Origin of the sequence: Phosphitispora fastidiosa (assembly GCF_019008365.1) — a bacterium.
Taxonomy (GTDB): Bacteria; Bacillota; Thermincolia; order Thermincolales; family UBA2595; genus Phosphitispora; species Phosphitispora fastidiosa.
In genome coordinates this window covers 39322-63796 of sequence record NZ_JAHHUL010000009.1, presented here as the reverse complement: position 1 = coordinate 63796, position 24475 = coordinate 39322, and the positions used below count along the sequence as shown (strand labels likewise).

The 24475-nt window shown below is 46.1% G+C and carries 29 protein-coding genes and 6 tRNA genes; 12 read left to right on the top strand and 23 right to left on the bottom strand.

The window, feature by feature from the left end:
• Window positions 1-12: 12 nt before the first annotated feature.
• The 3 genes from Ga0451573_RS09935 to Ga0451573_RS09925 form a co-directional block, all read right to left on the bottom strand.
• The gene (locus Ga0451573_RS09935) at window positions 13-321 is read right to left on the bottom strand and encodes a nucleotidyltransferase domain-containing protein (protein ID WP_231683812.1); all 309 of its coding nucleotides are present in this window, start codon (window positions 319-321) and stop codon (window positions 13-15) included.
• Window positions 322-413: 92 nt separating this feature from the next.
• Entirely contained in the window at window positions 414-992 is a 579-nt protein-coding gene (locus Ga0451573_RS09930) for a UbiD family decarboxylase (RefSeq protein ID WP_231683811.1), read from the bottom strand.
• On the bottom strand, window positions 989-1207 hold the full coding sequence (locus Ga0451573_RS09925) for a hypothetical protein (protein ID WP_231683810.1): 219 nt from the start codon (window positions 1205-1207) through the stop codon (window positions 989-991). The genes Ga0451573_RS09930 and Ga0451573_RS09925 overlap by 4 nt, the downstream gene beginning before the upstream one ends.
• 168 nt (window positions 1208-1375) lie before the next feature.
• On the opposite strand from Ga0451573_RS09925, the gene Ga0451573_RS09920 reads away from it, so the two are divergent.
• The gene (locus Ga0451573_RS09920; protein ID WP_231683809.1) at window positions 1376-2353 is read left to right on the top strand and encodes a DUF3231 family protein; all 978 of its coding nucleotides are present in this window, start codon (window positions 1376-1378) and stop codon (window positions 2351-2353) included.
• A gap of 94 nt (window positions 2354-2447) precedes the next feature.
• On the opposite strand, the gene Ga0451573_RS09915 is transcribed toward Ga0451573_RS09920, so the two are convergent.
• From Ga0451573_RS09915 to speE, 11 genes are all read right to left on the bottom strand, one after another.
• Window positions 2448-2807: a hypothetical protein gene (locus tag Ga0451573_RS09915; RefSeq protein WP_231683808.1), complete on the bottom strand. Its 360-nt coding sequence runs from the start codon at window positions 2805-2807 to the stop codon at window positions 2448-2450.
• A gap of 340 nt (window positions 2808-3147) precedes the next feature.
• Window positions 3148-3573 (bottom strand): MAG6450 family protein, encoded by a 426-nt coding sequence (locus Ga0451573_RS20295; protein ID WP_353740074.1) that lies wholly within the window; start codon window positions 3571-3573, stop codon window positions 3148-3150.
• Entirely contained in the window at window positions 3566-4066 is a 501-nt protein-coding gene (locus Ga0451573_RS09910) for a Panacea domain-containing protein (protein WP_231683806.1), read from the bottom strand. Before Ga0451573_RS09910 ends, Ga0451573_RS20295 begins: the two co-directional genes overlap by 8 nt.
• Window positions 4067-4423: 357 nt before the next feature.
• Window positions 4424-4512 (bottom strand) — tRNA-Leu (locus Ga0451573_RS09905).
• Window positions 4513-4535: 23 nt separating this feature from the next.
• Window positions 4536-4610, bottom strand: a tRNA-Cys gene (locus Ga0451573_RS09900).
• A 127-nt stretch (window positions 4611-4737) separates the two neighbouring features.
• Window positions 4738-6483 (bottom strand): adenosylcobalamin-dependent ribonucleoside-diphosphate reductase, encoded by a 1746-nt coding sequence (locus Ga0451573_RS09895; RefSeq protein WP_231683805.1) that lies wholly within the window; start codon window positions 6481-6483, stop codon window positions 4738-4740.
• A gap of 190 nt (window positions 6484-6673) precedes the next feature.
• Window positions 6674-6748, bottom strand: a tRNA-Gly gene (locus Ga0451573_RS09890).
• Between the two features lie 198 nt (window positions 6749-6946).
• Window positions 6947-7022: transfer RNA gene (locus Ga0451573_RS09885), tRNA-Phe, on the bottom strand.
• A gap of 8 nt (window positions 7023-7030) precedes the next feature.
• A tRNA-Asp gene (locus Ga0451573_RS09880) sits at window positions 7031-7108 on the bottom strand.
• 21 nt (window positions 7109-7129) lie between these two features.
• Window positions 7130-7205: transfer RNA gene (locus Ga0451573_RS09875), tRNA-Val, on the bottom strand.
• Window positions 7206-7369: 164 nt separating this feature from the next.
• Entirely contained in the window at window positions 7370-8200 is an 831-nt protein-coding gene (gene speE, locus Ga0451573_RS09870; RefSeq protein ID WP_231683804.1) for a polyamine aminopropyltransferase, read from the bottom strand.
• Window positions 8201-8409: 209 nt separating this feature from the next.
• Between speE and Ga0451573_RS09865 the strand changes: the two genes are divergently transcribed.
• Window positions 8410-8892: a general stress protein gene (locus tag Ga0451573_RS09865; RefSeq protein ID WP_231683802.1), complete on the top strand. Its 483-nt coding sequence runs from the start codon at window positions 8410-8412 to the stop codon at window positions 8890-8892.
• A gap of 136 nt (window positions 8893-9028) precedes the next feature.
• The gene (locus tag Ga0451573_RS09860) at window positions 9029-10084 is read left to right on the top strand and encodes a PRC-barrel domain-containing protein (RefSeq protein ID WP_231683801.1); all 1056 of its coding nucleotides are present in this window, start codon (window positions 9029-9031) and stop codon (window positions 10082-10084) included.
• A gap of 21 nt (window positions 10085-10105) precedes the next feature.
• Here Ga0451573_RS09860 and Ga0451573_RS09855 read toward each other — a convergent pair whose 3' ends face one another.
• The 4 genes from Ga0451573_RS09855 to Ga0451573_RS09840 are packed head-to-tail and all read right to left on the bottom strand — an operon-like array spanning window position 10106 to window position 13250.
• The gene (locus tag Ga0451573_RS09855) at window positions 10106-10399 is read right to left on the bottom strand and encodes an EscU/YscU/HrcU family type III secretion system export apparatus switch protein (RefSeq protein ID WP_231683800.1); all 294 of its coding nucleotides are present in this window, start codon (window positions 10397-10399) and stop codon (window positions 10106-10108) included.
• A 56-nt stretch (window positions 10400-10455) separates the two neighbouring features.
• Entirely contained in the window at window positions 10456-12312 is a 1857-nt protein-coding gene (locus Ga0451573_RS09850) for a hypothetical protein (protein ID WP_231683799.1), read from the bottom strand.
• Window positions 12313-12356: 44 nt separating this feature from the next.
• Window positions 12357-12653 carry a hypothetical protein gene (locus Ga0451573_RS09845; RefSeq protein ID WP_231683798.1) on the bottom strand — a complete coding sequence of 99 codons (297 nt, stop codon included), beginning with the start codon at window positions 12651-12653 and terminating at the stop codon, window positions 12357-12359.
• Window positions 12654-12674: 21 nt separating this feature from the next.
• Window positions 12675-13250, bottom strand: coding sequence for a hypothetical protein (locus Ga0451573_RS09840; protein ID WP_231683797.1), 576 nt, complete (start codon window positions 13248-13250; stop codon window positions 12675-12677).
• 217 nt (window positions 13251-13467) lie between these two features.
• On the opposite strand from Ga0451573_RS09840, the gene Ga0451573_RS09835 reads away from it, so the two are divergent.
• The 4 genes from Ga0451573_RS09835 to Ga0451573_RS09820 all read left to right on the top strand — a co-directional run bounded on the left by Ga0451573_RS09835 (window position 13468) and on the right by Ga0451573_RS09820 (window position 17781).
• Window positions 13468-14202: a hypothetical protein gene (locus tag Ga0451573_RS09835; protein ID WP_231683796.1), complete on the top strand. Its 735-nt coding sequence runs from the start codon at window positions 13468-13470 to the stop codon at window positions 14200-14202.
• Entirely contained in the window at window positions 14199-15575 is a 1377-nt protein-coding gene (locus tag Ga0451573_RS09830; protein WP_231683795.1) for a TadA family conjugal transfer-associated ATPase, read from the top strand. Before Ga0451573_RS09835 ends, Ga0451573_RS09830 begins: the two co-directional genes overlap by 4 nt.
• Window positions 15576-15621: 46 nt before the next feature.
• A complete protein-coding gene (locus tag Ga0451573_RS09825; protein WP_231683794.1) occupies window positions 15622-16494 on the top strand; it encodes a type II secretion system F family protein in 873 nt (290 codons plus the stop codon).
• Window positions 16495-16869: 375 nt separating this feature from the next.
• Window positions 16870-17781: a hypothetical protein gene (locus tag Ga0451573_RS09820; protein ID WP_231683793.1), complete on the top strand. Its 912-nt coding sequence runs from the start codon at window positions 16870-16872 to the stop codon at window positions 17779-17781.
• Here Ga0451573_RS09820 and Ga0451573_RS19795 read toward each other — a convergent pair.
• Window positions 17778-17909, bottom strand: a complete 132-nt coding sequence (locus tag Ga0451573_RS19795; RefSeq protein ID WP_269438202.1) for a hypothetical protein — start codon at window positions 17907-17909, stop codon at window positions 17778-17780. The genes Ga0451573_RS09820 and Ga0451573_RS19795 overlap by 4 nt on opposite strands.
• Window positions 17910-18187: 278 nt before the next feature.
• Here Ga0451573_RS19795 and Ga0451573_RS09815 point away from each other — a divergent pair, with 278 nt between their 5' ends.
• From Ga0451573_RS09815 to Ga0451573_RS09795, 5 genes are all read left to right on the top strand, one after another.
• Entirely contained in the window at window positions 18188-18376 is a 189-nt protein-coding gene (locus Ga0451573_RS09815) for a hypothetical protein (protein ID WP_231683792.1), read from the top strand.
• Window positions 18369-18803 carry a DUF4320 family protein gene (locus Ga0451573_RS09810; protein ID WP_231683790.1) on the top strand — a complete coding sequence of 145 codons (435 nt, stop codon included), beginning with the start codon at window positions 18369-18371 and terminating at the stop codon, window positions 18801-18803. The genes Ga0451573_RS09815 and Ga0451573_RS09810 overlap by 8 nt, the downstream gene beginning before the upstream one ends.
• Before the next feature lie 11 nt (window positions 18804-18814).
• A complete protein-coding gene (locus tag Ga0451573_RS09805) occupies window positions 18815-19255 on the top strand; it encodes a hypothetical protein (protein ID WP_231683784.1) in 441 nt (146 codons plus the stop codon).
• A gap of 141 nt (window positions 19256-19396) precedes the next feature.
• Window positions 19397-20263 (top strand): CpaB family protein, encoded by an 867-nt coding sequence (locus Ga0451573_RS09800; protein ID WP_231683782.1) that lies wholly within the window; start codon window positions 19397-19399, stop codon window positions 20261-20263.
• 109 nt (window positions 20264-20372) lie between these two features.
• Window positions 20373-21812: a methyl-accepting chemotaxis protein gene (locus tag Ga0451573_RS09795; protein WP_231683781.1), complete on the top strand. Its 1440-nt coding sequence runs from the start codon at window positions 20373-20375 to the stop codon at window positions 21810-21812.
• Here the strand turns inward: Ga0451573_RS09795 and Ga0451573_RS09790 are convergent.
• From Ga0451573_RS09790 to cobK, 4 genes are all read right to left on the bottom strand, one after another.
• Window positions 21809-22612 (bottom strand): HAD family hydrolase, encoded by an 804-nt coding sequence (locus tag Ga0451573_RS09790; protein WP_231683779.1) that lies wholly within the window; start codon window positions 22610-22612, stop codon window positions 21809-21811. The two genes, Ga0451573_RS09795 and Ga0451573_RS09790, sit on opposite strands and share 4 nt — an antisense overlap.
• Window positions 22613-22681: 69 nt before the next feature.
• The gene (locus tag Ga0451573_RS09785) at window positions 22682-23302 is read right to left on the bottom strand and encodes a precorrin-8X methylmutase (RefSeq protein WP_231683777.1); all 621 of its coding nucleotides are present in this window, start codon (window positions 23300-23302) and stop codon (window positions 22682-22684) included.
• Between the two features lies 1 nt (window position 23303).
• The gene (locus Ga0451573_RS09780) at window positions 23304-23669 is read right to left on the bottom strand and encodes a sirohydrochlorin chelatase (protein WP_231683776.1); all 366 of its coding nucleotides are present in this window, start codon (window positions 23667-23669) and stop codon (window positions 23304-23306) included.
• A 25-nt stretch (window positions 23670-23694) separates the two neighbouring features.
• Window positions 23695-24465 (bottom strand): precorrin-6A reductase, encoded by a 771-nt coding sequence (cobK, locus tag Ga0451573_RS09775; protein WP_231683774.1) that lies wholly within the window; start codon window positions 24463-24465, stop codon window positions 23695-23697.
• Between the last annotated feature and the right edge of the window lie 10 nt (window positions 24466-24475).

The following is a 24475-nucleotide window of genomic DNA, read 5'->3' as shown; positions in this document are numbered from 1 at the left end:
TACCTTTTTGTATCAACCAACAATGCTCACCCCCGTCTTATTAATTACATGTGCAAACATCGTTTTATCATCTTTATACTTTTCCCATTGCGCCGGGGTATACACTATCACATCTAAATCGATATCAGAGTCAATCTCCAGTAAAATATCCTGAATTAATTCCCTTTTATTTTGAGTGTCTTTTATTACACAAATATCTATATCACTGCTTTTTCTAACCAACCCCTTGGCATGTGAACCAAAAAGAATAACGTCTACGGGATGGAATTTGTTAACTATTTGCCTTTTTACATTTTGAATAGTCTCATCATAAATAGGCATCAAGTTGGCCCCCTCGGATAGCGTATTGCTAAAACAAACGCGAGTTCTTGATTCTCTATGTTTAAAGTAGTGCTGTTAAGTGTTACCAAGTATTATTTTTCATCCATCTGCCTTTTTATTTTCTTTGCTTCTTTCTGTATTTCTTCAAGCTTATCTCTACAACCAAATTTGCTGGCATTTTTATGACAATAACTCCAATCGATATCATCATAATGAGCCACCATTAACGTTCTGGCCCATTCCTTTGAGCCCATATCATTCCAGTGTTTCGCTTCCTGGACGCGGTTAAGAATTAAATCGTCTATTCCTATGTAGTAAGCTTGCTGTCCATTGTGTTCGACCGGCTGAACTTTATCCATTGATCCAACCAACTTGTCTGAGGGAAATTCAACCATAATGTCTGTGCCAGGTATTCTCCAGTAGCGACCTTCCCTTTCAAAACCCAAGCTTGCCATTACTTCTTTCATTTCGTTGTTAATAGTCCCAACAAAATCTATATCCATAGTTGCATACTGCCCTAAAGTATAAAATTCAACTGCGGCTCCGCCTACAACAACCGGAATGATGCCCAAAGGTTCAAGGGATTTTGTTATGATACCCGCAATACTAATCTGCCGTTTATTTTTGTCCTGTATTTGCAAACATGCTAAAATATCTTCTTTTAAACTCATTTAAGAACAAATCCTTTTGGAGTTTTCTTAACTAGGCGTCCTGTTTCATAAGCATTCCGAACTATTTCCGCAGTGGCAATGGTAATACCAATGCTCTCTTCAGCACTGCGCGGCTTGCGTCGGGGTTTACGTGAACCGGCTAGATAAGACAGAGCTGCAAGACACTTAGCCTTGTTTTCTGTCGCCGTTTTTTCAAAATCAACAGGCTTTTTCATTGATTCACATCCTTTGATTATATATTAAAGGTAAAAAGGCTAGTTTGCAAGGAATACAAATGTCGAATAAATATTTTTATAGTTTTAATCCATCCATACTTTACCACAAATATAAAAGAGCAATTGAGGGAGATTATAGATATAAGGGCTTAGATAAGGAGTGAAATTATGGATATTTCAATTTTCAAGAAATCTACTTCCAATTTGGAGCAAATCGATGTGCAGACCGCATTTAATTTATGGAACTTACTAAGAGCAAGGTATAACAGTATCGAAGCAGTCCAAATGCTGATAAATTTTGTGCATGACAGAGATTTTGGAATAGTCTTGGAAGTATTGTTAAAAGACTTTCAAACACAGACTGAACAACTTGAAAAAGCCGCAAAAAAGTTTAAGATAAAAGTCCCTTCAAGACCTGCCAGTGATATAAAGACTTCAACTCGCGTAGATGAGATTACTGACAAGTTTATTTACCACAGGATGTACGCAGATATGGTATCAGAAATGAATTCTCTAAACAGTTCAGTGCGAAATACCCTTACTAACGATAACATTAGAAATCTGTTTAAAAAGTTTTTGTTGTCCCATGTTGATGATTTTGAAACTCTTTATAAATTTGGCAAAATAAAAGGGTGGGAAGAAGTTGCACCTGCTTACAAGACCTCAAAACAAGGGGTAAAAGAATCTCTTTCTACAAGTGAAGCGTATCATATTTGGCACAATATAAATGACAGATATATTCAAAGCCAATTAACTGCGTTCTTCCTGGTTTTTGCGCATGATTTAGATTTTAAGTTATTATTGACCAAAGGGGTAAATGTTCTTAAAAAACAGATCCAAATGATGGAACAGGAAGCATTAAAGTATGAAGTCCAGATGCCGGAAAGACCTCCTGCATCCCTACAGGTTCCTATAGACCCTGAGACCTTAGAGGATAGGTTCATGTATCAGGTGGTTTACAAAGGCATAGATGATTCGATAGATGCTCATATTAGGGCTGTAATAGATACTCTGAGAAATGACGCTTTACGCAAGATCTTTTTAGACCTATATAAGGCTGAGTTAGAAATACAAGATGATATGATTAAGTATGGAAAAATGAAGGGATGGGCAAAAGTTCCTCCCATCTATGTTGAACCCACTTGACACTCCCCATGCCTAAAGGCAGGGGATTCTTGGGTGATTAAACCGAAGTCCATTTCTGGTATCGGAGTATGACCCCAAGCTTAGGGCTGTGCCATCAGCCCGTCCCCGGGCAGAGCGTATTAGCTCCCGGGGCTGGCAGATTGTCACTTGGCAATGACATCCTGGCTACATTGGCCAAATGTCCAAGTAACCTTTTCATTCCGAATGATTTCGTATTTTTGTTTCTTTCTAAAGTCTTCACGGTCATACGAGCATGTGCAACAAGTTTCCTGGCAAAGGAATCTCTATTTGCTAATTCCAACATGCTATTAAAGGTGTCTTTATCTTTCAATACGTAGATCGGCAATAGTTTTTGTACTCTGTGGTTCTGCTTCGCTTCTTGGAGTAGTTCCTCAAGAGTAGATGCATCTGTTAAATTTTTTCGATATTCCTCCATGAATTCGGCAAAGCTCATTACTAATGCCCCCCTTCATCACGCAGCATTTTAAGATATTCAATGTCACCCCATATACGTAGGCTAGTCCATATCGAAGATAGATTGTTAAAGGTAGAATAAGTCTATTATTTATTGATAGGTCTGGTTAATTTGACCAATATATACATAATTTTATAAATCCATCAAAATTCCTCTTTTTCAGGGTTAAGTTGCTGCTTTTCGAGGTTGAAGTATAACCTGAATAGATAGTTGGTTTGAATTAGGTGCACGGAGCCCAAATCATGACCACCCGCTCAGCGGGTGGTTTGGTTTTCGTTATATAAAAAAATAGACCGGGGATAACCCGGTCTTTTGCCTTTTAATTTCTCTTTTGTTTATGATAAGGAACAACTTCATGAAGACGGTCAAACCACAATATTCTAAACACCTGACCTGCTCTATACCCCCATAACCTTTTCTTCTCACAGACTTTAACCCGGCATACATCCACATCAGGTGACACTACCGGTGGCAACGGTTTGGTATAATTGTCCTCTTTCCTAAAATCGAGGCCTTTATGGCGATTTGTCACCAATTGGTTCCACGTGAGAGATTCCATCAATTTAAATGTACCCAGAAGCTCAGTCAACTCACCGGCTTGCCAAGTAGATAAAAGGCAGTGATTCTCACAAACATGCCTAAAAGAAAACACAGGGTTATTATTCCCTGTATCAATGTTGTGGGCAATAATAGCCTTTTCAGTTATTTTGCTCTGTTTAGGCTTAGGCCTTTTTATATTACGCATTTTGCAGCCTTGTATAATACTCTTTCATAGATTTCCAACTGATAACGTTTTCACATTTCTCTCCCGGCGGGCAGTCCCCTCGCGCCATTATCCAAGGATCTTCCTGGTGAGTTAAATCCTCAAGGTACTTGCCATCAAACTGACCATATGCTTCCCAAACCGCCTCAATAGTTTCAATCTCCGTACCGCTAAAAATAGATGAATCGAATTCATCCGGTGGCGGTATAGGGTTCCATCTATAATCCTTGAATTTGCTAAACAGTTCCGGGCAAGCTGGTCCGTGAGCCCAGGCTTGAAACTTCTCTTCAAACATCGGGTTATCTTCAAAAACTAAATGCCAAGCTTGAACGTAATAGCATAATTTTTGAAGTTTCAAATGTGTCATTACACTCCCGGAATCAAGTTCAACACGGGAAAGAAAGTAGTCGGCTACATCAAATACTGTAACCATTTTTAATTCCTCCTTAGCTTTAAAGCGATAAACTTTTGCCACCTGACTCATCACCCCATTTCAATGCCTTCACTAAGACATCACCCAGGCAAAACTGACAAATCAATGCAAAAGTTACTGTTACAGTCAAATTATACCATAAGTTGGCGCAGGATGTATGTCGAATTTTGTCGATGTGGGCAATTCTACCAAACCGGCGAGTATCCTTAGAAAATATTGGGTTTTCTTTTAAATTATTGCCAGAAAAATCATAAAAAACACTTACACTATTATCTATTTTATGAGCATATTTAATTTTTATTTACTATTTGAACATCTTCTGTCACCAATTTATCACCAATCCACTATTTCAGGCTTTCCTCCGAAAGTAAAAAAAAGCCCCTCAAGGCTTGATAATCGTGGTGCCCGAGACCGGGGTCGAACCGGTACGGGGTTTAAGCCCCGCAGGATTTTAAGTCCTGTGCGTCTGCCAGTTCCGCCACTCGGGCATGCTTTATTTTTAAATATAAATTGGAGGCGGCACCCGGATTCGAACCGGGGATGAAGGATTTGCAGTCCTCTGCCTTAGCCACTTGGCCATGCCGCCTCGTAAAAATATCACCTTTTTTTGTCCTATCTGTCCCGGTGACAACTAATATATTAACACAAACAAAATATCAAGTCAACTAGGTTATAACTGAAATTGAATGGCATCGGTGGTAAATAAGTACATGTTATTCCGGACAGGTAGAACACCCTGCAGGCAATGTACCTTTCTCCATGTCTTTGGAGGCAAATTTCAGTACCTGATTTGACCGGGAACCGTTCCGGTATATGGTCAGCCCTTTAAGCCCATATTTCCAGGCCATAAGATATGCCGACCTGATATCTGCTATAGCTGCCCCAGCAGGGAAGTTAATTGTCTTGGAAACCGCGTTGTCTACATGTTTCTGGAAAGCCGCCTGAACCTTTAGATGCCATTGGGGAGATATCTCAAATGCAGTGGCAAATACCCTGCGCACATCTTCAGGAATACCCTTTATCCCTTCAAGGCTTCCTGTATGGGCCAGCTCCTGAACCAGGTCCTCTGACCAGAAACCACCCTTCCTGGCCGCCTCCTCAAAGCTTCTGCTGGTAACGTAAAATTTCCTGCCTTCAAGAACTTCCTTAACAAAGCTGAGGCCGAACAGGGGCTCTATTCCACTGGACGTACCGGCCAGCATTGACAGCGTCCCTGTTGGCGCTATTGTAGTCACAGTCGCATTCCGAACCGTCTCACCTTTGTATACACTTTTTTCAATATTTGGGAACGGCCCCTTCTCACGGCCCAGCGCAGCGCTTGCCTCCATTGCTTTTTTCCTGATAAATCCCATCAGGGTTTCTATGAGTTCCAGCGCTTCCATAGACGCATATGGTATCCCGAGTTCGATTAGCAAATCAGCAAAACCCATCACCCCAAGGCCTATTTTCCGGTTACCTTTGGTAACCCTTTCAATTTCGGTGAAAATATATTTGTTGACATCAATAATATTATCCAGAAAACGCACTGCAGCAGCAGTATCCTCGGCCAGCCGGCTCCAGTTTATCCTTCGGTAGCCCTCCCCCGCCTCATTAAGGAAGGCTGTCAGGTTAAGGCTCCCCAGGTTGCAGCTTTCATAGTTCAACAGAGGCTGTTCGCCACACGGATTGGTGGCTTTCATCGGGCCAGACCCGGGAACGGTATTGGCCTTATTTATATGGTCAAAAAACAGTATTCCCGGTTCACCATTAGCCCAGGCAGCGCGAGTCATCGCATCAAATACCGTGGCTGCCGGTATGGTTCTGCCGTTCACTTTGCCGGTGCGCGGGTTTATCTGGTCAATATCTCCTCTATTCACAACCTGATCCATAAACCTGTTATCAACACCTATAGAAATGTTGAAGTTGGTGAGGACATCCTCCTCTTCCTTCATATTAATAAATTCCAGGATATCGGGATGCCAGTAGTCCAGTACGGCCATGTTTGCCCCCCGGCGCATTCCTCCCTGTTTGACCGCATCTGTGGCAGAGTTAAATGCCCTGATAAAGGGAACCGGGCCTGATGCCACCCCACCGGTGGAAGAAACAATATCATCTTTGGGACGTATATTGGAAAAAGAAAAGCCCGTGCCGCCTCCGGTTTTATGAATCAGTGCGGCTCTTTTCATGGTTTCAAATATACCTTCAATAGAATCAGGCACAGGCAGGACAAAACATGCCGCCATCTGCCCATTGGGTTTGCCGGCATTAGCCAGAGTTGGGCTGTTGGGCAAAAACCGCAGGCCTGACATTAATTCAAAAAAACGTTCCTCCCAATATGTCTGATTTTCTTCCGGAAGTGCAGCAAATTTTGCGGCACGTTTAAGCATCCCTTCAGGAGTCTCAATGACTTTTCCAGAAGAATCTTTGATGAGATAACGTCTCTCTAAAACATCAAGGGAATCACTGCTGAAAATTTCCATAGCGCCTCCAGCGTCTCCATTTCAGAAAATATCCTGCACAAACTTTTATCTGGCGTTAGTACACTTATATATTATACTTAATTAGTCAAATAATATAGGCCCAACCCTTCATTAAGAGTCGGGCCTGTTCCCTGCTATTGCCTAAAACAAAAAACACCCCTGTTTCAACAAAGGTGTCATCAACGTCTCATGGAGCGGAAGACGGGATTCGAACCCGCGACCCTCGCCTTGGCAAGGCGATGCTCTACCACTGAGCTACTTCCGCATAATATTTATCTTTTTCCTTTTCCTTGTGCCGCCGACAAAGACAATTTTAACAGAAACAAACCTCATTGTCAAACAGATTTTGCTGGTATTTTCTGCCCGCCGGAGCAGGTTAAAGCTGCATTGTGTAAATAACAATAACGCTCTAATCATACAATAAATCCTGCGGAAATCCACAGGATTAAACATTTTGAACATATGGTGCCACGGGACGGAATCGAACCGCCGACACGAGGATTTTCAGTCCTCTGCTCTACCAACTGAGCTACCGTGGCAATTTAAATGGCGGAGCAGACGGGAATCGAACCCGCGACCTCCGGCGTGACAGGCCGGCATCCTAGACCAGCTAGACCACTGCTCCGCAAAATATGAAACAAATTAATGGTGGGCGATGACAGGATCGAACTGCCGACATCCTGCTTGTAAGGCAGGCGCTCTCCCAGCTGAGCTAATCGCCCATTTCTTCGCACCGACAAAAATAAGTATACACAATCCTAATCCAGAAGTCAAATGAAATTTTTGCCTAAGAATTTAAAGTTTAAAAATTTTTATAACTTTAACTTGAAAGCTAAGATGAAACATAATAAGTTTCCTTTATAGTAGCTTAAATCTGTCCCCTTTGTCAAGGCTTAATCAGCCCTTCCACAAATTTCGGGAGCACAAAAGAACCCTTATGAAGCTTTGGGGTGTAATACCTTGTGGGGTAATCAGGCACAGCTAAAACATCAACCGCCTCCGGGTCATATTTTTTGGAGCCCATTGTAAATGACCACAGGCCGCTGGGATAAGTGGGTATACTGGCTAAATAAAGCTTGGTAATGGGGAAAACTTCAGATATCTTCCGGTAACAGCCTGAGATAAGGTCAGAATTAAAAAATGGTGATTCAGTCTGGGCCACGAAGAGACCGTCCTCCCTGAGTGACTCGGATATTGACTTATAAAAACTAGAAGAAAACAGCTCTACAGCAGGTCCCACAGGTTCAGTTGAATCAACTATAATGATGTCATAGAAATCTTTATGGTCAGCCACATGTTTAATCCCGTCATCATAAATTACTGAGACCTTGGGATTACCCAGTCCACAGCTGATTTCGGGAAAAAACTCCCGGGAAATTTCAACAACCCTGCGGTCAATTTCAACCAGGACTGCTTTTTTAACAGAAGGGTGTTTGACAACTTCCCTTATAGCCCCACCGTCCCCTCCGCCGATTACCAGGACATTTTGAGGATTAGGATGAGTATTCAGGGGAACATGTGTTATCATTTCATGGTATACAAACTCATCCTCTATTGTTGTCTGAACCATTCCATCAAGAACCAGCATTCTGCCAAACTGCATGGTATCAATAACAGCCATGCTTTGAAACTCTGTCTGCTCAACATGCAAAGTTTTTTCAGTCTTACAGGTTATCCCGACATTTTCGGTTTGTTTTTCTGTATACCACAGTTCCATCTAAATTTGCCTCCTTAATATTAACAGGCTTAGCTGCTGACACCAAAAGCCCCAGAGAAGCCCAAAACACAAACACATGAATATTATAACAAAATTTCTAAAAAAATAAATATTTTTTTTATTGCCAGGGCCGGCAGGGTCCTGCATATTAAATTACATAAAGTGAAAAAATAAACGAGTAGTTTATTTCTGTTCAAGGAGGTAACGTGATGTCTAAAACAGTTATTGGTGTGTTCAATTCACGGGATCAGGCTGAAAAAGCTGTGTCTGACCTGAGGAACAAGGGTTTTGAAAACGAGATCTCAATTGTTGCCAAAGACGAAGGCGGTGGAGGCCGTACAGACAGGAATTCGGAAATGTTCGGCGGTGACTCCATCACAGACGGGACCACAACCGGCGGAGTTCTTGGCGGTATAGCCGGTCTGGCCATAGGAGCAGGCGCCCTGGCAATTCCCGGGCTTGGCCCCATCATTGCTGCCGGTCCTATTGCAGGACTGCTTTCCGGAGCTGCCACAGGCGGCATCGCCGGCGGCCTGACCGACTGGGGAATTCCCGAAGAGCGCGGCAAGTATTATGAAGGGAAAGTCAAAGAAGGTAATATTATCGCTGCCGTTAAAACTGATGACAACAAGATCGAATCTGCGGCCGGAGTTCTGCGTAATTACGGAGCTAAGGACGTGGAGACCCACTAACGATATCCTGATTTACCGGCAAAAGCATCTCTTCCCATGTGGAAGGGATGCTTTTTTTAGCAAACGCCATTGGTAATTGGCAGTTTAAAACAACCTTGACATATGGTAAAATAAAGAAAAAAGGGGGTGTCAGCTTATGAGCGAAAAAATATCCGGGCTTATGAAGACCCAGAATTTAATTGGCAGACCCGTTATCTCCCTGCAGGGCGAAGAACTGGGCAGCATCGCGCGGGTTATTGTAAACCCTGACGGTGGTGTTGTGGCCGGCCTTTCTATGAGTGTTAAGGGCTGGTTTAAGGGAGAAAAAGTCCTTGAGTTTGACTCAGTCAAATCCTTTGGAAACTATGCCGTTACCATTGAGCGCAGCAGCCAGGTAGTGACACTTGACAGCCTGCCGGCACTGAAAAAACTGGCCGAAGAGTGCGATATGTATAACATGCGTATTATCACTCCAGAAGGCCAGCTAGTCGGCACAATTGATGATTTCTATTTTGACACCGCAACCGGAAAAGTCGAAAAATATATTCTTACAGGTGGAACCATTAAAACCCTCTTCAAGGGACGCGCCAGTATTCCCGCTTCCAGTATTGAAAGCATTGGAAAAGATGTCATCATTGCCGTAAGCAATGTCACGGAAGCAATTCAAAAAGAAGAACCCGGTCTTACTGATAATATTGACCAGTGGAAAGACGACCTCGGCCAGTGGAAGGGCGACCTGGAACACTGGAAAGACGATTTTGAGAAATTATGGGAAAAAACCCGCAGTAAATCACTGGAGCTTTCCAAAACCGCCGGTGAAAATATTAAAGGAGCTGCCGCAAATAGCACCGGTAAAGGCAAGGAACTCATTTCCAAGACAGGCGAGGTTTTGTCTGAGAAAAAGGCTTTCCTTAAAAACTCATATGAAAAATGGATGGACCGGCTGCAGGTAATCAAAAACGAACCGGAAAATCCTCTGTCCGAAGATGAAATAAATTCTATCCTGGGCCTAAGAGCGGCCAAAACTCTCACCGATGATGCCGGAAACATTATCATAGAACAAGACGGGGAGGTTTTCCGGGAAACCATCGAAAAGGCTCAACAGGCCGGAAAAGTGAAGGAACTAATGATATCGGTAGCAGCAAAAGACCTTGAGGAACAAATGGAGTCGATCAAGACTGAGTCTAAAATACTGGAAGAAGAAGATATTTAAGAAACCAAAAAGGCTGTTGCATTAACAGCCTTTTTTATATCTCTTATCTGCTTCCATTATAAAGGCAAGCACCTCGGCAACCACCTGGTATAGTTCCGGCGGTATCTCCTCACCCGGGTCCAGATACGATAAAGCCTCAGCCAAAACGGGGTCCTGCTCCACCGGGATATTATTCTCCTTCGCCATTTCCATTATTTTCCTGGCAATATAACCCTGCCCGGCAGCCAACACGCGCGGCGCATTCATGGTTTCCCTGTCATATCCCAGCGCTATGGCCTTTTTCTCCTTGTCTTCAGGCATTTTAGGCCTCTCCATATTATCCCTTCCCCTTTCAGGATTACCGCCATCTGCTTAATCTCTTCCCATCAATTTCAAACCCTCAGATTAACCTGGAACATCCCTGACATATCGGTATCATCCTGCAAAAACAGGTCGGGTTCCTGCTTATCAACCACACTGTCAAGCATTCTTACGGCATAGCTCATATCCTCTAAACGCCTGGCCAGGATGCCTTTTAACTTATCGATGGTATTACAGGATTGCTCATCCCGAGTCACAAAACCAAGGGTAAGGCTCCTTTCAGCAACCTGTATTTCACACCTGACCAACCCCATACTAAGAGTATTCAGCTTGACTTCCACCCTGCACGACGTAAAATCCTTCTTCCGGTTTTTCTTATCATAACGGTAGTTGACCAGCAGCCTCAGGGGTTCCTGTTTATCTTCAAAGTTAATGGTAGAATACATCAGCAGGGTATTATCCCTGTTCACCTCTACCCTGCTATTAAAATCCCTGATAAAATCCAGCCTGTCGGTAATACTCTTGGTCAGCTGCAGGAATTCGCTATGTTCAGGACCGCCTTTTTCACTTAACAGCTCTGATATCTTTTCTGCCAGTGATGTAATCAGCGCTTTTTGCCCCTGATTCCCGGCCTCCCTTAGCGCCATCAGTATCTGGGTATAAACGCGCTCTGTTGCTGTGCCTGAATCCGGCAGTCCACCCGGAACCCCACCTTGACCTGCCGCCTCATTTGGCGCCTTTCCAATCTGTGTTGTTCCGCCAGGCGCCGCACTGCTTGGCATTGTTGCGCTTGGCATTATTCCGCTTGACGCCGTTTCACCCTGTGGTGCCGCACTTTGCGGCATACCAGTTGGCGTTGTCTCTGCCTGGGCCGGCGCTGACTGCGGCATTCCACTTTGGGCCGTCCGAGGCTGTGCCGTCCCTGCTGGAATCGCCCCTGTGTGGACAGTCCCTGACTGTGTTGTCCCGCTTTGCACCGTTTCAGCTTGTGCCGTCCCGGGCTGCAGCGTGCCTGACTGTGACGCTCCACTCTGTGCTGCGCCACTCTGCGCTGCCCCGGTTTGTGCTGTCCCCGGCTGCACTGTCCCCAACTGCACTGTCCCCGGTTGCTGAACGCTGCTTTGACCGGCGCCCGGTTGATTCTGCGGCAGCAGATGCTGCAGTTCCGCCGGTCCCGGCCGGCTGCCGGCTGAATTTCCGGAACGACCGGCCTGAAGGGAAAATATATCAGCCAGCTTTGCCGCAATGGTCTCCGGACCGTCTGCAGCATTTAACATCAGACTTCTGAGAACCTGATGCAAGGCTTCGGCAAGCCTGGCAAGTTGGGTTCCCGAACCGGTCCCGGGACCGGTTCCTGCAGCCAGCTTCTGGTTGTAAACTGACATCTGCAGCAGTTCCTCTGACAGGAACTTGATATCTGTCAGCAGCTCCCTGGTAAACCGGTACATTTCCCGGTTCAGCGGTATCCCGTTTTGCTGCATAAATACAGGAACCCTCATGTCACCTTCCGGAATACCCTGCGAGCCTGAGAATGCCGCGAGTTTCCTTACAGTTTCCGGGGTCAGGGGCATTTCCTGCCTAATCATTTCAGTAACCAGACGGATATTGGCTTCATTAACTTTTAGTCCCAAATCCCTAAGAACCTTACTTAGAAATTCAGCATTCCCCTGACTGCTGTCCAGCAGTTTAAGGACAATCCGCCCGTTTTTCTCCCCCTCAACCAGGCACTTAATATTAACCCCCGGCGGCACTTCCGATTCCAGACGGGCAATTAGCTCCTTGCCCTGATAAGACAGCACCGCCATGCCGTCCCTGACTTCTTTTACCATAATGCTGATAACCTGCCCGGGAGTTAGTTGAATTGCGTCAGTTCTGCCTGTTTCATGAAGCAGTTTAAAAATCACCTGACCGATATCAAAAGCCCTCATTTGCTGTCACCGCCTGACAAATTATGTTTTACAGCCAAATTCCCCTAAACCCGCCAGTGAACTACCCTGGACCTCTGGTAAAATTCGTCGCCCCGGAGACATTTCAGATAATAAAGCAGTTCTTCCGTTTCGGGATAGAACTGAACCATATATGGTTCGGTATCGTGAAAATAGTGCAGCGACCTGAGCACATCTTCCAGCAGCCGTCCATATCCCGGTTCATATTCAAGCCCTTCTTCCAGCATCAGATCATAAGCCCACCATCCGGTATCCTCTCTGGAAGCCTTACCTGCAAACACTTTTTCTAATTGTTCAACAACTAACTTCCTGGTCACCATCACAAGCAAACACCCCATGCCCTGTTACCGGCTAATACCCAGGTAAAGACTTATAAAGAAAAAAATAACCAAGGCTACACCGATAACAAAAAATGACAACATATAGTTGCTCTTCCATGACAATAATTTTTGGTCATATTCCAGCAGAGTATTTTGCGTAACATCATCTGTTTTAACACCTTCAACAAGCTCCAAAACCCTGTTAATAATATCACGGTTTACCACCCTTAGCGGATTGATATCAAAGTCTACCCCCATAATCTTATCCTCTTGTGCAAAACGCGTAGTCATCAGATACCCGGCACGGGTCGACTGCAGGCTGATTCCTCTTACAAGCTCCAGAGGAATCTCCAATTCTGTCACCCTAATTGCCGGAAAAGTGAAGTAAAGCTGCTTCCTTGAAAGCTTCAAATTACTTTCCGAAATTTCAAGCCTCTGGGTATGTACTTTGGTCACTTGGTTGGCTACAGACCATAATACCACCGAAATCAGGGCAAAATTAAGCGCATAAAGCACCCCCAGCGGCATGGCATAATCCATAACATAGGCGCCGCCGAGGAATAAAACAAATGGAAAGGCAATTAAAATCACCAACAGCACTTATAAATCCCTCCTGACAAACTAAACCCCTGCTTAGTATATTTTAGCATCTCAAAACCTGTTAGTAAAAATTATTTTAAAAATTTTAAAAATTATTTATCACCCATGACACCTTTCGACACGCTTTTTACCATATATTGTATATAATTAAAAATACCTTCTGGTTTACCATTATTGTACTGTTTTTATATTTTTACCCTTTGGAGGTGTTTTATCCTTGTTTTTCCGCAATCATCCATCTTCCCCTCCGGAAGTCAGGAGACAAACCCTGGCTGTCTGGAGCCCGGGAGGAAACAATACCTCAATCGTCAGCCTTTCACTTGCTAAAAGCATATCTGCCTTTACAGGCACATTTCTGGTGGAACTCCCCTGCCTGGGAATCCCTCATCTTGCTATCGAATCCGGCCTGATGGACCGGAGCAGGCATGTTGACGCCGCTCTCCTGGAATATGAACGGAATGGAAGCAGCCCCATAGATTTTTGTATCCACACCGGGCAAAACCTGGCTCTTCTGGGAGCAAATCCCTATGCCCTCCCGGATCACCCCGTGGTGCATAAAATCAGCGCTCCCGACACACTGCAGAATTTTCCCGAATTTTGTGTCACCCAAGCCCGCAAAAACGAGTATCAGGTTGTCATTTTTGACTGTCAGGGAGTACTGGCCTCACCAATGACCTTCTATGCACTCAGGCTGGCAGACGTAATTATTCTGGTTGTTGAGCGGCCCTCTGATATTGCCTGGACACTTTTAAACAAAAAACGGCTTATCGAAGGTTACGATATTGCTGCAAATACCTTTGTTGCATCTTCCTTAGACAGCAGGTATCTGGCGGAAATCAGCGAGGTGCTGGAATGTCCTGTGCTTCCTGTTGCCAAACTAGCCGATCTTGTTGTATCGGAAAAGCCGGGAACCTCCCCTGTTCTGCATCGGAAGCAGGTGGCCGCGACATGACCCTTGTCCCTTTTAAGCCTTATGAACACAGGCCGCCCGCTCCGGAACCCTCCGGTGAGCATGATATCCCTTATGCGGAGGCTTTTTTCAAGACCGCAGACCAGGTCAGGTTCTACCTCCGGGAAAGCCATTCACATCTTTTCGCCAAATCACTGATGTCCCGGGAGAGCCGTCAGGAATTAATGCTAATTATTGCAGACTATATCAGGGAAAATAACGATCTGCATATTCCGGGCATACCCCTGGAAAAAACGGTCCAGGCGCTGCAAAATGAAATTGTCTATCTCGGACCGGTACAGGTTGCCCTTGATGATCCATCAGTATCTAACATTGAAATAAATGGACCCTTCGATATTTATCTGGAAATGGACGGTGAAGAAGTGTACCGTCCCGACCTCGCCTTCAGGGATGAAGACCACCTCTACCGGGTAATTGACAAAATGCTGCTGCCCATGGGCAAAAGCCTGACCGCTAACGAACCTCACATTGACTCACAGTTTGAGGGTTTTCGAATCTGTGCCGTCCTGGGCAGGGACAAAGGAGGTATTTCCAGCAACGGACCTGCCGTTTCAATCCGGAAATTCTCCCCCGACATCCTTACAGATGAGCATTTGATTGAAAGCGGTTCCCTGAGCCCGGAAATAATCAGCTTTTTACGAGATGCCGTTCCCGGTGGAAGTAACATTATTATCGGCGGCTCCACCAATTCCGGGAAAACAACTACCCTGATCAGGCTGCCTCTCTACCTGGACCAGCACGAACGGATAATTACCATAGAAGACTCACCTGAGATGATGCTGCGTCACAAAAGGGCTTACAGGGAATACCGGAATATAGTGGCCCTGGAAACCAAACACCATGAAAAGCCCTCCAGGAGGTATGATATTGCAAAGCTGACCGGTGTTAGCCTGCGCATGCGCCCTTTTAAAATAATCATCGGTGAAGTCCGCTTCAGCGATGCTGCCAGGCAGGCCCATGAAGCCATGAACACAGGGCACGCCCTTTTCATGACCATCCACTGCAGTTCAGCCCGTCATGCCGCTATTAGGATTGTCCAGCTGGCAGGTGACGGATACAATGATGACGTTATCGCCGCTCAGCTGGCAGATAATGTGGACCTGATTATATTCCAGCAAAAAATCAGAACCCAGAGAATAATTACCGAGATCTGTGAACTGGTCGGGTATGACGGCGCCAAAAAACCGTTAGTCAACCCGCTCTTCCAGTGGCAAAAAACCGGTGAAAAAGGCGGTCGGGTGACCGGAGTGCACCAAAGGACAGGAGTAATCTCAGCAACCCTGGCCGGAAAATGGCGGAACAACCTGATTCCCGAAAGTAATATTATTAAATGGCTGAGCCTCCCGCAAACCTGATGAGGATAAGCAGCTCGGCAGAGAAAATCCTTTCGGAGGTGATTATATGCTGCTACTGCCGCCTGTTTTGGCGCTATGCTGGCTAGGGCTGGTTTACTGGCTTTTTATAAAGAAAAGTAACGACAACAAATTGAATGTCAGGCACAGGCTGAACCGCCTGATGGGATACCAGAACATCAGCGCTTATGCCGGCACGGCAGGCTGGAATATTACATCACGGGAATTCTGGGGAATAGTAATATTTGCGGTTACCACCGGAGTACTGCTCTCCGCAGCTTTTAAAAATCCGCTGATAATTTTAGCCGGAATTCTGGCCGGATATTACCTGCCGCGTTTTATGATCCGCAGGTATCGCAAGCGCCAGCAGACTGCGCTGCTGACAGCTATCCCGGACTTTGGCCGTATCCTCACGGCCAGACTTGTGGACCACCATAGTATTGTCAGAGCCTTTGAGGTACTCCAAAACGATGTTTCCGAACCTATGAAGACTCTGGCAATCGATTTCCTCAAAGATGCCGGGGTAGGAATGGGAATACAGCAGGCGCTGGAAAATCTGAAGGCACGGGTTGCCTTCAGGAAATTTGACATCGTGGTGGAAACCCTTCTGATTGCCCATCATGAGGGCTATTCCTCTGAAGCCCTCCGGGCTATGGAAAAGGCCGTAGAAGCCATTGAAAATGACATCAAAGCAATAGAAATCCTGGAAATTACCAGCGCCAAAAAGAAAAAAGAACTCATTTATATTGTCCTGGCATCCTGGGCCTTTCCGGCAATTCTCTCTTTTATGAATACCGGAAACGCTAATGTTTACCTGGATACTGTTCCCGGTAAAATCCTGATGTTTTCCTATCTGGTGTCTACCCTGTTTGTCCTTATCAAAGGGGAAGAATATCTCAGCCTTAGGCTTGACGAACTGTAGGGAATGCTGGCTCTCGGAAATGACCGGGAATCGCATATAGTGAGGCATTGTACCAATTTTCCGCACTGCCGCCTATGAGTCTAAGCTGCCAGCCCCCGGCAACAAGGCAGCGTCCCCGAACTCGATGGCTCATTAAGCTTTTCTCACTGATGGCCGCCTCTCGTTTTGGCGAGCCAAAACTTCCCGGCGGCCTTCGCCATCTTCGGACATGCGGGGACTCCCTGCCTTGCTGCCGGTGCTTTGCAGCCAGACTCATAACGGCGGCAGTGCAAGGAAAATCTTGTACAACACCTCACCATCTGCTCCGGTCATTTCCAGAGCCGACACGCAGGCTTTAATATAAAGGATATTCTATCTTAAAAAAATAAAAGGAAGGTGAGAACTATAGCAATCATCTGGTCATATCTGCTGCCGGTCCTGGTGTTCATTTTTACCGCCAGCCTTCTCACCCGCATCTCCGCCGGTGATCGGACAGTCAGGCGGGCTATCCTCAAGGCCGGTGAGATTGTACTGAGTGAACGCGAGCTGCAGAGAAAAAAAGACGGCAGGATTATTACCTGGATAACTGATTTCTTAGCCGGATTAGAAAGGTTCACAGATATCGAGAAACTCCTGGGCTATGACCTGAAAAAAATGCTCACTCTAATGGGAGAAAAAAAGAGACCTGAGAGAGTTTATGCAGACCACATCCTGACCGCACTTTTAGCTGCTTCCGTGCTTCTGGTCATTCCCCTGTTGACCGGGTTTACCGGATATATACTGCTTTATCCCATAGGAGTAGTGCTTATCATTATAGGTCAGGCCCAGAGAGTAAAACATCGTTTCCGTCAATGGCAGAATGAAATCGTCAGAAACATTCCCGAACTTATTGATAAAATGCGCATTAGTCTGGCCAGCGGAAAAGATTACATCTCCGCCCTCAGAACAGTGCGGGAAAATTCTGGTCCCCGCCTGAGTGCCATCCTGGACAAGCTCATCAATGATATGCAGATTATGAAACCTGCACTGGCCCTTGATGAGTTTGCCGCTGCCTTTGGCATGCCTGTAATGATCAAGTTTGTGGCTGCGGTAAAGGTAGGTATCGAAAGCGGATACGAACAGTCCGAAAACTACTTTATCCATATAGAGCAGGATATCAGAGACTTAAGAAGACTGGCCCTGGAGGAACTTACCAGAAGCAAACCGGAAAAGACAGTTCTGTTGAAGGCAATCATGATTTTTCATGCTATGGTTGCATTTGGACTAACGACTATGAAACTGTTCAGTGAGATTAACCGGATTATTTAGGTGGGCTCCGGGAAATGACCGGGAATCGCATATGGTGAGGCATTGTACCAATTTTCCGCACTGCCGCCTATGAGTCTAAGCTGCCAGCCCCCGGCAACAAGGCAGCGTCCCCGAACTCGATGGCTCATTAAGCTTTTCTCACTGATGGCCGCCTCTCGTTTTGGCGAGCCAAAACTTCCCGGCGGCCTTCGCCATCTTCGGACATGCGGGGACTCCCTGCCTTGCTGCCGGTGCTTTGCAGCCAGACTCATAACGGCGGCAGTACAAGGAAAATCTTGTACAACATCTCACCACATGCTGCGGTCATTTCCGGAGCTATACCAGAAATAGGAACTATAAGGAACTGAACATTAGCAGGGTTAGCCTGCGAATAAATAAAATTTTATTTTCAAAGGAGGAATAGTGTATGTATCGGCAGATATTTTGGCAATACCTGAAGGATTTTTTGACAAATGAAAAAGGTGAGGGTATGGTTGGCTGGATCCTGGCCACACTGCTGACTGTGGCTATTGTGGTGGTGCTGCATGGGGCTATTACCGACTGGCTCGGACCATTTTGGTCGTCAGTCCAAGCCAGGATTGAATCAATTGTATAACAGGCTGAGGTCTCTGGTTCGCAGCCAGAAAGGCGAATCGGCACTGATCCTTCCTGTTATCATGCTGATAGTCGCCATGGTTCTCTATATGGGAGTTGACTTCTTTGGCATCTATGCCACTTCCCAGAAAATGCGTACAGCCGCCTCAGAGACCATTAACCTGATGAAAATAGAAAACGGCTGGGATAGCGGCACACAGGCATTTTTTCATGACATGCTGGACAAACTGGGCCTGCCGCCCAATCGGGTGAATGTGAATTTTGCCACACCCAAAAGTCAGTCACCTCCGGTCCAGAGAGGGGACCAGGTATCTCTGGATATCTCCACAACTTATGAAGTGCGCTCCTTAAGACCCCTCAACCATGCCTTTATTGTTCCTGTCAGAATCAGACTTACCGGCCTGGCACAGGAATATGTGCGCCAGTAGGAGGTGTCGGAATGAAAACACTATGGGCTATGCTGGGAGCACTCCTTATCAGCATCATCATCCTGGACCTGGGAATGGTATATATCACCTATGATAAACTGGCCAAAGTGACTGAACAGGCCCTGGATGCAGCCATAACCGCCGGCATAAATCCGGAAGATGCTTACCTGGGCCGAATTAATATTGATTCCGTTTCTGCCCGTGATACTGCTTTAGCCTATTTCCGTGACAACCTTGGCCTTGATACAAATCTCGAAAATGATATTCTGAAAAACACCCAGTTCCTAATCTCAGTCAACCAGGATACCGACCCGCATCATGCCGGGACAAGACCTTATCTGGAGGGACAGGTTTCAACCAGGGTAACCGTAATCTCACCCAAGCTCTTTGATTCCGGCGGAATTCCCATCAGGGTTAAAAAGACTGTGTTCCACCGCTCTACATATAAGTAGTCCCTGGAAATGACCGGGAATGGCATATGGTGGGTTGTTGTACCGGTTTTCCGCACTGCCGCCTATGAGTCTAAGCTGCCACGGTCATTTCCAGAGACAACCAATGAAGTAAAACACAAAAAGATACAGGAGGTCAGAATCTTGAAAAAATGGCTGAAGGTACTAATCATCTTGTTCACCGGGGTAACTGTGGCAGGCGTAACCTTCCTGGTAAACAGCGCCTATATAAACAAACACACCCGCCTGGTTAATGTGGTGGTTGCCGCTGAAGATATCCCCCCATACAATCTGATTGGAAAATACCAGACCGCCGAGGCAGTCATCTCTTCAGTTCCCGATGATGCCGTAACAGACCCGGCTTTTCTGGGTGAACAGGAATGGTATTCCGGCAGCCTTGGGATAGGCCAGGGTGATATTATCAGAAAATCCAGGATAAACAACGCGGAAAGCAACCCTTTTGGAAAGGCCCTGGCCCTGAAAGACAAAAAAATCCTGGTGGGAGTTAAGACCGACCAGGCCATGTCTGCAGGAAGCAATATTAAACCCGGTGTTATCGTCAATGCCCTTGTCTTCATCCCTTCAGACAACCGCAACAGGCCTGAAAATACGGTTGTCGGCCCAGATCAGGACGGGCTTTTGTCCGGCCTGCTGATCAGGGAAGTTCAAAATGCCGACACCAATGCCCCCAATGGCAAGGGCAGAGAGGCGCAACCGGTCGTTGCCGTTATTGAAACCTCAATACCGGCTGCCCAGAAACTAGTCCTCTACCAGGAGGTCGGAAAGGTATACCTGGTCCCGGCAGGAGTTGACCTCAACACTGATAATACCTCTGCAAGTGTCAATACCGGCAGCGCCGCTCCTGTACCTGCTGCCGGAAACACCTCTGAAGGTGCCGCCACTAATCCTGCAGCCGGCAGTGTGCAGCCTGCAGCCGTGCCTGAAGACGCCGATTCTCCTGAAGTGCAGAAATCAATAATGTCTCCGACGCCGGGGGTTCGCAGACGCTGAGCTAAATCCTGCAAATAACAAAAAGCTTAGTATTGCAGGAACAAGAAGATAAATGTCGAAAGAAGTACAAAATGGGAATATCTCCAATTACTTCTGGAGGCGTTTGGTTGTGACGAAAAATAAGTTTTTTGCCAATACAATGGCTAATATGTTCTGGAAAATGGTAGGCATAGGGATTGTTATGGGGATTATTTTTCCGGTTTACGCAGGCTTCTTTGTTAATTGGATACCGGAACGTAAACTATTTTTTATAATAGGCTGTTTACTGGCAGGCCTTATTGTCGGGGTAGTAAACTACCTGATTGCTTTTAAGACCCTGTTAAAGCCTATTACTGTAATGTCCAGTCAGGCAAGAAAAATAGCGCAAGGAGACCTGACGGAAACAATCGACATAAATGGTGCGGATATTGTGGGGCAATTAGGAGAAGGATTAACCGATATGGCCAAAAATACCAAGGACGCTGTTCTTCAGATGGTTAAAGGAAGCCATGAACTTGCATCTCTTTGTGAAAACTTTTCTAATTCCGCAAAACAGGCAGCTGCCAGCACCCAGGAGGTATCCGGTATCAGTGAATCATTAGTTCGGGGCAGCCTGGAACAAGTGCTTAATATCGATAAATCCATGGGGAGTCTGGAAGAACTGACAGGCAAAATTAATAGCTGTATTGTCAGTACAGCTGTTACAGCCGATAAGGTTAATGAGTTGATGGCCAATATTGATATGGTAATGAAAATAACAAAAAAAGTTGCCCAACAGTTAACAGATACTGCTCAGGAAACCTTATACAAAGGTAAGGAAGGTCACAAAGCTGTATTGGAGACCAAAAGCCAGATGTCCGAAATAAAACAGCTGGTAACCAAAACTCTGGAAGAGATAAACAACCTGCGCAGTTATTCCTCAGTAATAGCTGATATGAGTCATACCATTGAAGAGATATCCTCCCAGACAGATCTGTTAACCCTGAACGCTTCCATTGAGGCCGCCCGCGCTGGAAAATACGGTCAGGGATTTGCCGTAGTGGCTGCAGAAATAAAAAACCTGGCCGACCGTTCCGCTTCAGCCAGTAAAGAAATCAGTCAATTGACCTCAGGGATACAGGGTGGTATCGACCGGGCCTATCTTGCTATGGAAAAGGGTTATTCTGCTGTGGAATCTGGTGTTGCTACAACTGATAAAGCCTTTTCATCACTGGAACAAATCAGAAGAAGTGTGCAGCAATCCTATGATGCGGTAGATACTATTTGTGATTCCATTACAAAGTTGGTAACCGGCAATCAGGAGCTCAGAGTTGCTGTTGATGAGGTTGTCGCCGCTTCTGAAAATAATACTGAAACCGCAAAATACATGTTAAATGAAAGTAATAAGGTATCAGTCACTTTCAATGATGTAGCCAAGGTTTCCCGGGAAAACCAGCACATCGCCGACACCATATCAGCCGTTAACGAAAATATCAATACATTAACTAACGATATCGCAGTCCGGTCCAAAGAGTTGCTTGAAGTTGCAGTGAATTTGAACCACATTGCAGGGAAATTCAGAACCGGTTAAGCCTCCAACACAAACCGTCTGATGACCTCTATCACTCCCTGAAATGAAGGATTTTCACAAACATAGTCCGCATGCTTTCTGAGAGATTCAGGGGCATTGGAGACTGCCGCTCCCAGACCTGCTGCCTGAAACATTTCCCGGTCATTCCAACCGTCACCGACAGCAATTACCTCTTCAGGCGCTATGTCAAGCCTGTGGCACAGGTCTTTGAGGGCCGCGCCCTTGGAAGCCGCAGGATTGTTAATGTCAATAAAAAATGGCTTGGAATTGGCCATGTAGACCTTATCCCCGAAATGCTCGGCCAGGATGCGGGTTAAGCGGGAAATTTCACTCTCACTGTCCCGGATAACCACCATAATCGGGTCAGTTGTTATCACATCCCGCAGGGGAACCCTTCTCACAAAATTTATCTTCAGGGCCTCAGAATATTTACGTGATGCCTTTTCAGCCGCATCGGTATAAAAGGCATCATGCACATTTACAAATCTCTGGGCCGTGCCATTTTCAGTCAGGTTTAATGCCTCAATAGCCAAATCCCGGTCAAGGGTAACCTGTGATATCAGCTCATCTGTGACCGGGTCTCTGACCACAGCCCCATTTGAAGCAATAACAGGAAGGGTAACCTTCAGCTCCCTGGCAAAGGGCAGTGCAGAGGGATAAAGCCTGCCGGTAGCCACAGCCAGTTCCGTTCCCAGTGACCTGGCAGCATCTATTGCTGCCAAAAGCTCCGGCATTATCCGATAGGTCTCATCAAGCAGTGTCCCATCAAGGTCTGCTGCTATTAATTTATATTTTGACATCTGCAACTCATCCTATTGGTTTCTTTTTGGTTTCTTTATATTTTCTTTATAGTTTCTTTAGTTTCTTTATCATGCAAGCTTAAGCAGCGCATTCAGTGCAGCTACCGCAATAGTGCTGCCACCCCTGGTTCCGGTGACAGTGATGTAGGGAACGGGGGTTTCCACAAGGACTTCCTTGGACTCCTTGGCGCCGACAAAGCCCACCGGAGTTCCCACTACAAGGGCCGGTCTCAGTTCACCCCTCTGGATCATCTCACATAACTCAAAGAGTGCAGTAGGTGCATTCCCGATGGCAATGATTCCGCCATCAAGCTTCGGAGCAGCCTTGGCCATTGCTATCATAGCCCTGGTTTTACCGGTCCGTTTGGCTTCAGCAGCAACTTCCGGATCCTTAATCAGGCACATGGTTTCAATACCGAACTGTTCCAGCTTAACCGGACTGATACCGGAACGCAGCATCTGGACATCGGTAAAGATCGTCTTCCCTTCCCTCATAGCCTGAAGTCCTGAGGCAACAGCATCAGGATGTATCTTCACCAGTTCGGCAATTTCCGGGTCCCCGGTAGTATGAACTATCCTTCTGACAATTTGCCTTTCTCCCTGAGAAAGCTCCCTGATCCAAGGCACAGCTTGTTCGATAATGTCCATACTGGTATCTTCGATAGCCTTGGGGTCTTTAATAAATTCCACGCTATGAAACCTCCTCAATTCTGTCAATAACGATTTCCACAAGCCGGTTGTCTGTTCCCAGGTGATTGGCCAGAACAATCTCCAGCCCGTCATACTTTTCCTTTTCCCGGCTGAGCACTTTAGGAATGTCTTCCTGCATATGAATGCCTTTATAAAGGAAAAACGGTACAACGATGATTTTATCTGCCCCGGCCCCTGCGGCTTGATTAATTGCCTCAGGCAGATCAGGCTGATTAAACTGGAGTGAGGCAATTTCCACGATGTCATAAGTGGATTGAGACTTAACCATCTCTCCGTACTTTTTCAGCAGTTCCAGAGCCTGGGGCGCCTTGCTGCCATGTCCCAAAATAATGATACCTGTCTTCATTTTCTATCCTCCAACAAAATATTTACTACCCGACATATTTCCTGGCGTTCTCCAGGACCGTTTCTACCCTGCCGGTTACCGGAATCTCCCCGTAATCGGGACGAGCCACAATGATAACCGGAATTTCAAGGCCCAGGGCAGCTGCAATTTTTGTATCGGTTCCCCCGGTGCGCCCGCTGTCCTTGGTTACCAAGACTTCTGCACCGTACTCCCGGAACATTGCCTGGTTCAATTCCAGGCTGAAAGGCCCCTGTACGGCGACAATGTCCTTCGCAGGAATCTGCAGTGCAGCACACTGCTGCAATACCCCGGCATCTGGGAGAACCCTGGCTATAATCCGCTTCCGGCTAGCCCTGCCGGCCCGGATAAACGGTTCCAGGTTACGGCTGCCGATGGTCAGGAAAACGGTATTCCCTTTGCTTACTGCAAGTCCTGCCGCCTCTTCATAGCCGGCTGCCCGGAAAACAGAATCTCCCCTGATCTCTTCGGTAACAGGCGGCCTCTCAAACCTTATATAAGGAATGTTTCTTTTTCGGGATACCTCCCAAGCGGTATCTGTAATTACCCGGGCATATGGATGAGTCGCATCAACAATTAGTTTTATCCCTTTTTCAGCTACCAGCCGTTCCAGTTCCACTGCATCAAGCTGCGTAACAAGAACCTCAACAGGCAGATCACGCGGGATTACCTCAGCGCCATATCCCGAAACAACAGTAGCCACAACCTTAAATCCTTCAGCTGCCAGAACTGCGGCGATTCCACGGCCTTCCAGGGTGCCGCCCAGAACCAGAATCATATCTCATATC

Excerpts from the sequence above, each read along its gene's own strand:
- Ga0451573_RS09895 (WP_231683805.1), bottom strand. The coding sequence starts at position 6,483 with ATGGAAATTTTCAGCAGTGATTCCCTTGATGTTTTAGAGAGACGTTAT.
- Ga0451573_RS09925 (WP_231683810.1), bottom strand. The coding sequence starts at position 1,207 with ATGAAAAAGCCTGTTGATTTTGAAAAAACGGCGACAGAAAACAAGGCT.
- speE (WP_231683804.1), bottom strand. The coding sequence starts at position 8,200 with ATGGAACTGTGGTATACAGAAAAACAAACCGAAAATGTCGGGATAACC.
- Ga0451573_RS20295 (WP_353740074.1), bottom strand. The coding sequence starts at position 3,573 with ATGCGTAATATAAAAAGGCCTAAGCCTAAACAGAGCAAAATAACTGAA.
- cobK (WP_231683774.1), bottom strand. The coding sequence starts at position 24,465 with ATGATTCTGGTTCTGGGCGGCACCCTGGAAGGCCGTGGAATCGCCGCA.
- Ga0451573_RS09830 (WP_231683795.1), top strand. The coding sequence starts at position 14,199 with ATGACCCTTGTCCCTTTTAAGCCTTATGAACACAGGCCGCCCGCTCCG.
- Ga0451573_RS19795 (WP_269438202.1), bottom strand. The coding sequence starts at position 17,909 with ATGAGCCATCGAGTTCGGGGACGCTGCCTTGTTGCCGGGGGCTGGCAG.
- Ga0451573_RS09805 (WP_231683784.1), top strand. The coding sequence starts at position 18,815 with ATGAAAACACTATGGGCTATGCTGGGAGCACTCCTTATCAGCATCATC.
- Ga0451573_RS09920 (WP_231683809.1), top strand. The coding sequence starts at position 1,376 with ATGGATATTTCAATTTTCAAGAAATCTACTTCCAATTTGGAGCAAATC.
- Ga0451573_RS09825 (WP_231683794.1), top strand. The coding sequence starts at position 15,622 with ATGCTGCTACTGCCGCCTGTTTTGGCGCTATGCTGGCTAGGGCTGGTT.
- Ga0451573_RS09855 (WP_231683800.1), bottom strand. The coding sequence starts at position 10,399 with ATGGAGAGGCCTAAAATGCCTGAAGACAAGGAGAAAAAGGCCATAGCG.
- Ga0451573_RS09865 (WP_231683802.1), top strand. The coding sequence starts at position 8,410 with ATGTCTAAAACAGTTATTGGTGTGTTCAATTCACGGGATCAGGCTGAA.
- Ga0451573_RS09860 (WP_231683801.1), top strand. The coding sequence starts at position 9,029 with ATGAGCGAAAAAATATCCGGGCTTATGAAGACCCAGAATTTAATTGGC.
- Ga0451573_RS09790 (WP_231683779.1), bottom strand. The coding sequence starts at position 22,612 with ATGTCAAAATATAAATTAATAGCAGCAGACCTTGATGGGACACTGCTT.
- Ga0451573_RS09780 (WP_231683776.1), bottom strand. The coding sequence starts at position 23,669 with ATGAAGACAGGTATCATTATTTTGGGACATGGCAGCAAGGCGCCCCAG.
- Ga0451573_RS09935 (WP_231683812.1), bottom strand. The coding sequence starts at position 321 with ATGCCTATTTATGATGAGACTATTCAAAATGTAAAAAGGCAAATAGTT.
- Ga0451573_RS09850 (WP_231683799.1), bottom strand. The coding sequence starts at position 12,312 with ATGAGGGCTTTTGATATCGGTCAGGTGATTTTTAAACTGCTTCATGAA.
- Ga0451573_RS09930 (WP_231683811.1), bottom strand. The coding sequence starts at position 992 with ATGAGTTTAAAAGAAGATATTTTAGCATGTTTGCAAATACAGGACAAA.
- Ga0451573_RS09815 (WP_231683792.1), top strand. The coding sequence starts at position 18,188 with ATGTATCGGCAGATATTTTGGCAATACCTGAAGGATTTTTTGACAAAT.
- Ga0451573_RS09915 (WP_231683808.1), bottom strand. The coding sequence starts at position 2,807 with ATGAGCTTTGCCGAATTCATGGAGGAATATCGAAAAAATTTAACAGAT.